We start from the raw sequence: 9,047 nt of genomic DNA, 5'->3' as shown, positions 1-9,047 counted from the left end.
TTCTATCTATTAATTTAACCAATGTTGTACAAAACTTAGAAACTTTAACCACTATCGTTGAAAACACAGATGGTACTTTTACCTATACCGATGAAGATGGTGGTACTACTGTTATTGATGTTACCAATCTAGAAACACTTACCTCTATCGCGTTGAATGCTGATGATACTAACATCGATTACACCGATGAGGATGGTGTAGTTACTCAGCTTGATCTTACGGCTTTAGTACAAAACCTAGAGACTATTAACCACTATCGTGAAAACACTGATGGTACTTTTACCTATACCGATGAAGATGGTGTACTACTGTTATTGATGTTACCAATCTAGAAACACCTTACCTCTATCGCGTTGAATGCTGATGATACTAACATCGATTACACCGATGAGGATGGTGTAGTTACTCAGCTTGATCTTACGGCTTTAGTACAAAACCTAGAGACTTTAACCACTATTGTTGAAAACACTGACGTACTTTTACCTATACTGATGAAGATGGTGGTACTACAGTTATGATGTTACTAATCTGGAAACACACTGACTTCTATCGCGCTGAATCCTGATAATACTAACATCGATTACACCGATGAGGATGGTGTGGTACTCAGCTTGATCTTACAGCTTTAGTACAGAACTTAGAAACTTTAAACGCACTATCGTTGAAAACACAGACGGTACGTTTACCTTATACCGATGAAGATGGTGGGTACTACTGTTATTGATGTTACTAATCTGAGAAACACTGACTTCTATCCGCTGAATCCTGATGATACTAACATCGACTACACCGATGAAGATGGTGTGGTTACTCAGCTTGATCTTACAGCTTTAGTACAAAACCTAGAGACTTAACCACTATCGTTGAAAACACTGATGGTACTTTTACCTATACCGATGAAGATGGTGGTACTACCGTTATTGATGTAACGAATCTGGAAGACACTGTACCTCTATCGCGGTTAAATGCTGATGATACTAACATCGATTACACCGATGAGGATGGGTGGTTACTCAGCTTGATCTTACAGCTTTAGTACAAAACTAGAAACTTTACCACTTTAGTTGAAAACACAGACGGTTACGTTTAACCTATACCGATGAAGATGGTGGTACTACTGTTATTGATGTAACGAATCTAGAAACACCTTACCTCTATCGCGTTGAATGCTGATGATACTAACATCGATTACACCGATGAGGATGGTGTGTAACTCAGCTTGATCTTACAGCTTTAGTACAAAACTTAGAAACTTTAACCACTATGTTGAAAACACTGACGGTACTTTTACCTATACCGATGAAGATGGTGGTACTACCGTTATTGATGTAACGAATCTGGAAACACTTACCTCTATCGCGTTAAATGCTGATGATACTAACATCGATTACACCGATGAGGATGGTGTGGTTACTCAGCTTGATCTTACAGCTTTAGTACAAAACCTAGAAACTTTAACCACTATTGTTGAAAACACTGACGGTACTTTTACCTATACTGATGAAGACGGTGGTACTACAGTTATTGATGTTACCAATCTAGAAACGCTTACCTCTATTGCGTTAAATGCTGATAATACTAACATCGATTACACCGATGAGGATGGTGTGGTTACTCAACTTGATCTTACAGCTTTAGTACAAAACCTAGAGACTTTAACCACTATTGTTGAAAACACTGATGGTACTTTTACCTATACTGATGAAGATGCGGCACTAACGTTATTGATGTTACAATCTGGAAACACTGACTTCTATCGCGCTGAATCCTGATAATATTAACATCGATTACACCGATGAGGATGGTGTGGTAACTCAGCTTGATCTTACAGCTTTAGTACAAAACCTAGAGACTTTAACCACTATTGTTGAAAACACTGATGGTACTTTTACCTATACCGATGAAGATGGTGACCACTACCATCATTGATGTTACTAACTTAGAAACGCTTACAGAGATTGCTGAAAACACAGACGGTACTTTTACCTATACTGGATGAAGATGGTGTAGATACTATTATCGATATCTCTAACCTAGAAACGCTTACCCTACTTGCTCAAGCTGCTGGTAATACAGATGCTGAAGTAACCGCTGGTGATGCTAATACCATTGCTACGTATACCGATGAGGATGGTTCGGCATTTACTATCAATGAAACTGTTACTGCATTAGTGGAAAACACTAACGGGACATAACCTACACCGATGAAGCTGGTAATGACACCATCATTGATGTTACTAACTTAGAAACGCTTACAGAGATTGCTGAAAACACAGACGGTACTTTACCTATACTGATGAAGATGGTGTAGATACTATTATCGATATCTCTAACCTAGAAACGCTTACTCTACTTGCTCAAGCTGCTGGTAATACAGATGCTGAAGTAACCGCTGGTGATGCTAATACCATTGCTACGTATACCGATGAGGATGGTTCGGCATTTACTATCAATGAAACTGTTACTGCATTAGTGGAAAACACTAACGGGACAGTAACCTACACCGATGAAGCTGGTAATGACACCATCATTGATGTTACTAACTTAGAAACGCTTACAGAGATTGCTGAAAACACAGACGGTACTTTTACCTATACTGATGAAGATGGTGTAGATACTATTATCGATATCTCTAACCTAGAAACGCTTACTCTACTTGCTCAAGCTGCTGGTAATACAGATGCTGAAGTAACCGCTGGTGATGCTAATACCATTGCTACGTATACCGATGAGGATGGTTCGGCATTTACTATCAATGAAACTGTTACTGCATTAGTGGAAAACACTAACGGGACAGTAACCTACACCGATGAAGCTGGTAATGACACCATCATTGATGTTACTAACTTAGAAACGCTTACAGAGATTGCTGAAAACACAGACGGTACTTTTACCTATACCGATGAAGATGGTGTAGATACTATTATCGATATCTCTAACCTAGAAACGCTTACCCTACTTGCTCAAGCTACTGGTAATACAGATGCTGAAGTAACCGCTGGTGATGCTAATACCATTGCTACGTATACCGATGAGGATGGTTCGGCATTTACTATCAATGAAACTGTTACTGCATTAGTAGAAAACACTAACGGACAGTAACCTACACCGATGAAGCTGGTAATGACACCATCATTGATGTTACTAACTTAGAAACGCTTACAGAGATTGCTGAAAACACAGACGGTACTTTTACCTATACCGATGAAGATGGTGTAGATACTATTATCGATATCTCTAACCTAGAAACGCTTACCCTACTTGCTCAAGCTGCTGGTAATACAGATGCTGAAGTAACCGCTGGTAATGCTAATACCATTGCTACGTATACCGATGAGGATGGTTCGGCATTTACTATCAATGAAACCGTTACTGCATTAGTAGAAAACACTAACGGACAGTAACCTACACCGATGAAGCTGGTAATGACACCATCATTGATGTTACTAACTTAGAAACGCTTACAGAGATTGCTGAAAACACAGACGGTACTTTTACCTATACTGATGAAGATGGTGTAGATACTATTATCGATATCTCTAACCTAGAAACGCTTACCCTACTTGCTCAAGCTGCTGGTAATACAGATGCTGAAGTAACCGCTGGTGATGCTAATACCATTGCTACGTATACCGATGAGGATGGTTCGGCATTTACTATCAATGAAACTGTTACTGCATTAGTGGAAAACACTAACGGGACAGTAACCCTACACCGATGAAGCTGGTAATGACACCATCATTGATGTTACTAACTTAGAAACGCTTACAGAGATTGCTGAAAACACAGACGGTACTTTTACCTATACCGATGAAGATGGTGTAGATACTATTATCGATATCTCTAACCTAGAAACGCTTACCCTACTTGCTCAAGCTGCTGGTAATACAGATGCTGAAGTAACCGCTGGTGATGCTAATACCATTGCTACGTATACCGATGAGGATGGTTCGGCATTTACTATCAATGAAACTGTTACTGCATTAGTAGAAAACACTAACGGAACAGTAACCTACACCGATGAAGCTGGTAATGACACCATCATTGATGTTACTAACTTAGAAACGCTTACAGAGATTGCTGAAAACACAGACGGTACTTTTACCTATACCGATGAAGATGGTGTAGATACTATTATCGATATCTCTAACCTAGAAACGCTTACCCTACTTGCTCAAGCTGCTGGTAATACAGATGCTGAAGTAACCGCTGGTGATGCTAATACCATTGCTACGTATACCGATGAGGATGGTTCGGCATTTACTATCAATGAAACCGTTACTGCATTAGTAGAAAACACTAACGGGACAGTAACCTACACCGATGAAGCTGGTAATGACACCATCATTGATGTTACTAACTTAGAAACGCTTACAGAGATTGCTGAAAACACAGACGGTACTTTTACCTATACCGATGAAGATGGTGTAGATACTATTATCGATATCTCTAACCTAGAAACGCTTACTCTACTTGCTCAAGCTGCTGGTAATACAGATGCTGAAGTAACCGCTGGTGATGCTAATACCATTGCTACGTATACCGATGAGGATGGTTCGGCATTTACTATCAATGAAACTGTTACTGCATTAGTAGAAAACACTAACGGGACAGTAACCTACACCGATGAAGCTGGTAATGACACCATCATTGATGTTACTAACTTAGAAACGCTTACAGAGATTGCTGAAAACACAGACGGTACTTTTACCTATACCGATGAAGATGGTGTAGATACTATTATCGATATCTCTAACCTAGAAACGCTTACCCTACTTGCTCAAGCTGCTGGTAATACAGATGCTGAAGTAACCGCTGGTGATGCTAATACCATTGCTACGTATACCGATGAGGATGGTTCGGCATTTACTATCAATGAAACTGTTACTGCATTAGTGGAAAACACTAACGGAACAGTAACCTACACCGATGAAGCTGGTAATGACACCATCATTGATGTTACTAACTTAGAAACGCTTACAGAGATTGCTGAAAACACAGACGGTACTTTTACCTATACCGATGAAGATGGTGTAGATACTATTATCGATATCTCTAACCTAGAAACGCTTACCCTACTTGCTCAAGCTGCTGGTAATACAGATGCTGAAGTAACCGCTGGTGATGCTAATACCATTGCTACGTATACCGATGAGGATGGTTCGGCATTTACTATCAATGAAACCGTTACTGCATTAGTAGAAAACACTAACGGGACAGTAACCTACACCGATGAAGCTGGTAATGACACCATCATTGATGTTACTAACTTAGAAACGCTTACAGAGATTGCTGAAAACACAGACGGTACTTTTACCTATACCGATGAAGATGGTGTAGATACTATTATCGATATCTCTAACCTAGAAACGCTTACCCTACTTGCTCAAGCTGCTGGTAATACAGATGCTGAAGTAACCGCTGGTGATGCTAATACCATTGCTACGTATACCGATGAGGATGGTTCGGCATTTACTATCAATGAAACTGTTACTGCATTAGTAGAAAACACTAACGGGACAGTAACCTACACCGATGAAGCTGGTAATGACACCATCATTGATGTTACTAACTTAGAAACGCTTACAGAGATTGCTGAAAACACAGACGGTACTTTTACCTATACCGATGAAGATGGTGTAGATACTATTATCGATATCTCTAACCTAGAAACGCTTACCCTACTTGCTCAAGCTGCTGGTAATACAGATGCTGAAGTAACCGCTGGTGATGCTAATACCATTGCTACGATATACCGATGAGGATGGTTCGGCATTTACTATCAATGAAACTGTTACTGCATTAGTGGAAAACACTAACGGGACAGTAACCTACACCGATGAAGCTGGTAATGACACCATCATTGATGTTACTAACTTAGAAACGCTTACAGAGATTGCTGAAAACACAGACGGTACTTTTACCTATACCGATGAAGATGGTGTAGATACTATTATCGATATCTCTAACCTAGAAACGCTACTCTACTTGCTCAAGCTGCTGGTAATACAGATGCTGAAGTAACCGCTGGTGATGCTAATACCATGCTACGTATACCGATGAGGATGGTTCGGCATTACTATCAATGAAACTGTTACTGCATTAGTAGAAAACACTAACGGGACAGTAACCTACACCGATGAAGCTGTAATGACACCATCATTGATGTTACTAAACTTAGAAACGCTTACAGAGATTGCTGAAAACACAGACGGTACTTTTACCTATACCGATGAAGATGGTGTAGATACTATTATCGATATCTCTAACCTAGAAACGCTTACCCTACTTGCTCAAGCTGCTGGTAATACAGATGCTGAAGTAACCGCTGGTGATGCTAATACCATTGCTACTTATACCGATGAGGATGGTTCGGCATTTACTATCAATGAAACTGTTACTGCATTAGTGGAAAACACTAACGGAACAGTAACCTACACCGATGAAGCTGGTAATGACACCATCATTGATGTTACTAACTTAAGAAACGCTTACAGAGATTGCTGAAAACACAGACGGTACTTTTACCTATACCGATGAAGATGGTGTAGAACTATTATCGATATCTCTAACCTAGAACGCTTACCCTACTTGCTCAAGCTGCTGTAATACAGATGCTGAAGTAACCGCTGGTGATGCTAATACCATTGCTACGTATACCGATGAGGATGGTTCGGCATTTACTATCAATGAAACCGTTACTGCATTAGTAGAAAACACTAACGGGACAGTAACCTACACCGATGAAGCTGGTAATGACACCATCATTGATGTTACTAACTTAGAAACGCTTACAGAGATTGCTGAAAACACAGACGGTACTTTTACCTATACCGATGAAGATGGTGTAGATACTATTATCGATATCTCTAACCTAGAAACGCTTACCCTACTTGCTCAAGCTGCTGGTAATACAGATGCTGAAGTAACCGCTGGTGATGCTAATACCATTGCTACGTATACCGATGAGGATGTTCGGCATTTACTATCAATGAAACTGTTACTGCATTAGTGGAAAACACTAACGAACAGTAACCTACACCGATGAAGCTGGTAATGACACCATCATTGATGTTACTAACTTAGAAACGCTTACAGAGATTGCTGAAAACACAGACGGTACTTTTACCTATACCGATGAAGATGGGTAGATACTATTATCGATATCTCTAACCTAGAAACGCTTACCCTACTTGCTCAAGCTGCTGGTAATACAGATGCTGAAGTAACCGCTGGTGATGCTAATACCATTGCTACGTATACCGATGAGGATGGTTCGGCATTTACTATCAATGAAACCGTTACTGCATTAGTAGAAAACACTAACGGGACAGTAACCTACACCGATGAAGCTGGTAATGACACCATCATTGATGTTACTAACTTAGAAACGCTACAGAGATTGCTGAAAACACAGACGGTACTTTTACCTATACCGATGAAGATGGTGTAGATACTATTATCGATATCTCTAACCTAGAAAACGCTTACCCTACTTGCCAAGCTGCTGGTAATACAGATGCTGAAGTAACCGCTGGTGATGCTAATACATTGCTACGTATACCGATGAGGATGGTTCGGCATTTAACTATCAAATGAAACTGTTATGCATTAGTGGAAAACACTAACGGAACAGTAACCTACACCGATGAAGCTGGAATGACACCATCATTGATGTTACTAACTTAGAAACGCTTACCAGAGATTGCTGAAAACACAGACGGTACTTTTACCTATACCGATGAAGATGGTGTAGATACTATTATCGATATCTCTAACTAGAAACGCTTACCCTACTTGCTCAAGCTGCTGGTAATACAGATGCTGAAGTAACCGCTGGTGATGCTAATACCATTGCTACGTATACCGATGAGGATGGTTCGGCATTTTACTATCAATGAAACTGTTACTGCATTAGTGGAAAACACTAACGGAACAGTAACCTACACCGATGAAGCTGGTAATGACACCATCATTGATGTTACTAACTTAGGAAACGCTTACAGAGATTGCTGAAAACATCAGACGGTACTTTACCTATATCCGATGAAGATGGTGTAGATACTATTATCGATATCTCTATACCTAGAAACGCTTACTCTACTTGCTCAACTGCTGGTAATACAGATGCTGAAGTACCGCTGGTGATGCTAATACCATTGCTACGTATACCGATGAGGATGGTTCGGCATTTACTATCAATGAAACTGTTACTGCATTAGTAGAAAACATAACGGAACAGAACCTACACCGATGAAGCTTGGAATTGACACCATTCATTGATGTTACTAACTTAAGAAAACGCTTACAGAGATGCTGAAAACACAGACGGTACTTTTACCTATACGATGAAGATGGTGTAGATACTATTATCGATATCTCTTAACCTAGAAACGCTTACCCTACTTGCTCAAAGCTGCTGGTAATACAGATGCTGAAGTAACCGCTGGTGGAGCTAATACCATTGCTACGTTATACCGATGAGGATGGTTCGGCATTTACTATCAATGAAACTGTAAACAACTTTTTCACAAAATGACACACCAACTTCTAGTGATCCAAATGCCTACTGGAGAAAATAACTTACACCAACGAGGCTGGTACAACAACCACTGCACAAGTCGTAAGTGCCGATGCCAATAATAGTATTCAAGGTTGGATCAGATGGTGAGCTTATTTTGTTGGGTCCTACTATTGCTGCAGCTGGTAACGTGGCAGGAGATGGTTCTACCATCACAAGCTTTGGAACTTCGAGCATTACTAGACTTAATACTGGAGACTATCGTATCAATTTTACAACTCCTATAACAACGGGATATGTAATACCAATTAACCATATAGATTGTAATGGAAACTGTCCACCAGCTGGCGGTTCAAACTTACGATGATCCTGGAATTTCGTAACTATGGAAATGTGCTAACGGATTCAACGTGAATATAGGGGATAGCGATAATGGTGCTAGTCCTAAGGTTGACATTGATCTTGATTTCATGTTCACCATTATTAAACTACCTTAATTAATTTAAATGAAAAGATTCTTTTTATC

The 9,047-nt window shown here is 39.8% G+C and carries 12 protein-coding genes and 1 pseudogene; all 13 read left to right on the top strand.

What is annotated here, in order from left to right:
- A pseudogene (locus tag BST93_RS14130) lies at positions 1-332 on the top strand (hypothetical protein); the annotation flags it as partial.
- 21 nt (positions 333-353) lie between these two features.
- Positions 354-518 carry a hypothetical protein gene (locus BST93_RS14125; RefSeq protein WP_181072511.1) on the top strand — a complete coding sequence of 55 codons (165 nt, stop codon included), beginning with the start codon at positions 354-356 and terminating at the stop codon, positions 516-518.
- Positions 519-695: 177 nt separating this feature from the next.
- Positions 696-854, top strand: coding sequence for a hypothetical protein (locus tag BST93_RS14120; protein WP_181072509.1), 159 nt, complete (start codon positions 696-698; stop codon positions 852-854).
- A 552-nt stretch (positions 855-1,406) separates the two neighbouring features.
- Complete coding sequence (locus BST93_RS00435; protein WP_105017684.1) at positions 1,407-1,772, top strand: hypothetical protein; 366 nt, start codon at positions 1,407-1,409, stop codon at positions 1,770-1,772.
- 34 nt (positions 1,773-1,806) lie between these two features.
- Complete coding sequence (locus tag BST93_RS14400) at positions 1,807-1,929, top strand: hypothetical protein (RefSeq protein WP_258150448.1); 123 nt, start codon at positions 1,807-1,809, stop codon at positions 1,927-1,929.
- A gap of 29 nt (positions 1,930-1,958) precedes the next feature.
- Positions 1,959-2,195, top strand: coding sequence for a hypothetical protein (locus tag BST93_RS00430; protein ID WP_105017683.1), 237 nt, complete (start codon positions 1,959-1,961; stop codon positions 2,193-2,195).
- A gap of 277 nt (positions 2,196-2,472) precedes the next feature.
- Positions 2,473-3,102, top strand: coding sequence for a hypothetical protein (locus tag BST93_RS00425; protein WP_105017682.1), 630 nt, complete (start codon positions 2,473-2,475; stop codon positions 3,100-3,102).
- 1,793 nt (positions 3,103-4,895) lie between these two features.
- Positions 4,896-5,762 carry a hypothetical protein gene (locus tag BST93_RS00420; RefSeq protein WP_105017681.1) on the top strand — a complete coding sequence of 289 codons (867 nt, stop codon included), beginning with the start codon at positions 4,896-4,898 and terminating at the stop codon, positions 5,760-5,762.
- Entirely contained in the window at positions 5,731-6,024 is a 294-nt protein-coding gene (locus tag BST93_RS00415; RefSeq protein WP_105017680.1) for a hypothetical protein, read from the top strand. Before BST93_RS00420 ends, BST93_RS00415 begins: the two co-directional genes overlap by 32 nt.
- A gap of 138 nt (positions 6,025-6,162) precedes the next feature.
- Complete coding sequence (locus BST93_RS00410; protein ID WP_146104958.1) at positions 6,163-6,507, top strand: hypothetical protein; 345 nt, start codon at positions 6,163-6,165, stop codon at positions 6,505-6,507.
- Positions 6,508-7,842: 1,335 nt separating this feature from the next.
- Positions 7,843-8,016 (top strand): hypothetical protein, encoded by a 174-nt coding sequence (locus BST93_RS14115; RefSeq protein ID WP_181072507.1) that lies wholly within the window; start codon positions 7,843-7,845, stop codon positions 8,014-8,016.
- A complete protein-coding gene (locus BST93_RS14015; RefSeq protein WP_146104957.1) occupies positions 8,010-8,222 on the top strand; it encodes a hypothetical protein in 213 nt (70 codons plus the stop codon). Before BST93_RS14115 ends, BST93_RS14015 begins: the two co-directional genes overlap by 7 nt.
- A 411-nt stretch (positions 8,223-8,633) precedes the next feature.
- A complete protein-coding gene (locus BST93_RS00405) occupies positions 8,634-8,888 on the top strand; it encodes a hypothetical protein (protein WP_105017678.1) in 255 nt (84 codons plus the stop codon).
- The last annotated feature ends 159 nt before the right edge of the window (positions 8,889-9,047 follow it).

The organism is Nonlabens tegetincola, from assembly GCF_002954355.1.
Classification (GTDB): domain Bacteria; phylum Bacteroidota; class Bacteroidia; order Flavobacteriales; family Flavobacteriaceae; genus Nonlabens; species Nonlabens tegetincola.
The sequence above is the reverse complement of the archived record's forward strand: the minus strand, read 5'-3'. Positions and strand labels throughout refer to the sequence as shown.

Excerpts from the sequence above, each read along its gene's own strand:
- BST93_RS00415 (WP_105017680.1), top strand. The coding sequence starts at position 5,731 with ATGCTAATACCATTGCTACGATATACCGATGAGGATGGTTCGGCATTT.
- BST93_RS14115 (WP_181072507.1), top strand. The coding sequence starts at position 7,843 with ATGCTAATACCATTGCTACGTATACCGATGAGGATGGTTCGGCATTTT.
- BST93_RS00405 (WP_105017678.1), top strand. The coding sequence starts at position 8,634 with ATGCCAATAATAGTATTCAAGGTTGGATCAGATGGTGAGCTTATTTTG.
- BST93_RS14120 (WP_181072509.1), top strand. The coding sequence starts at position 696 with ATGAAGATGGTGGGTACTACTGTTATTGATGTTACTAATCTGAGAAAC.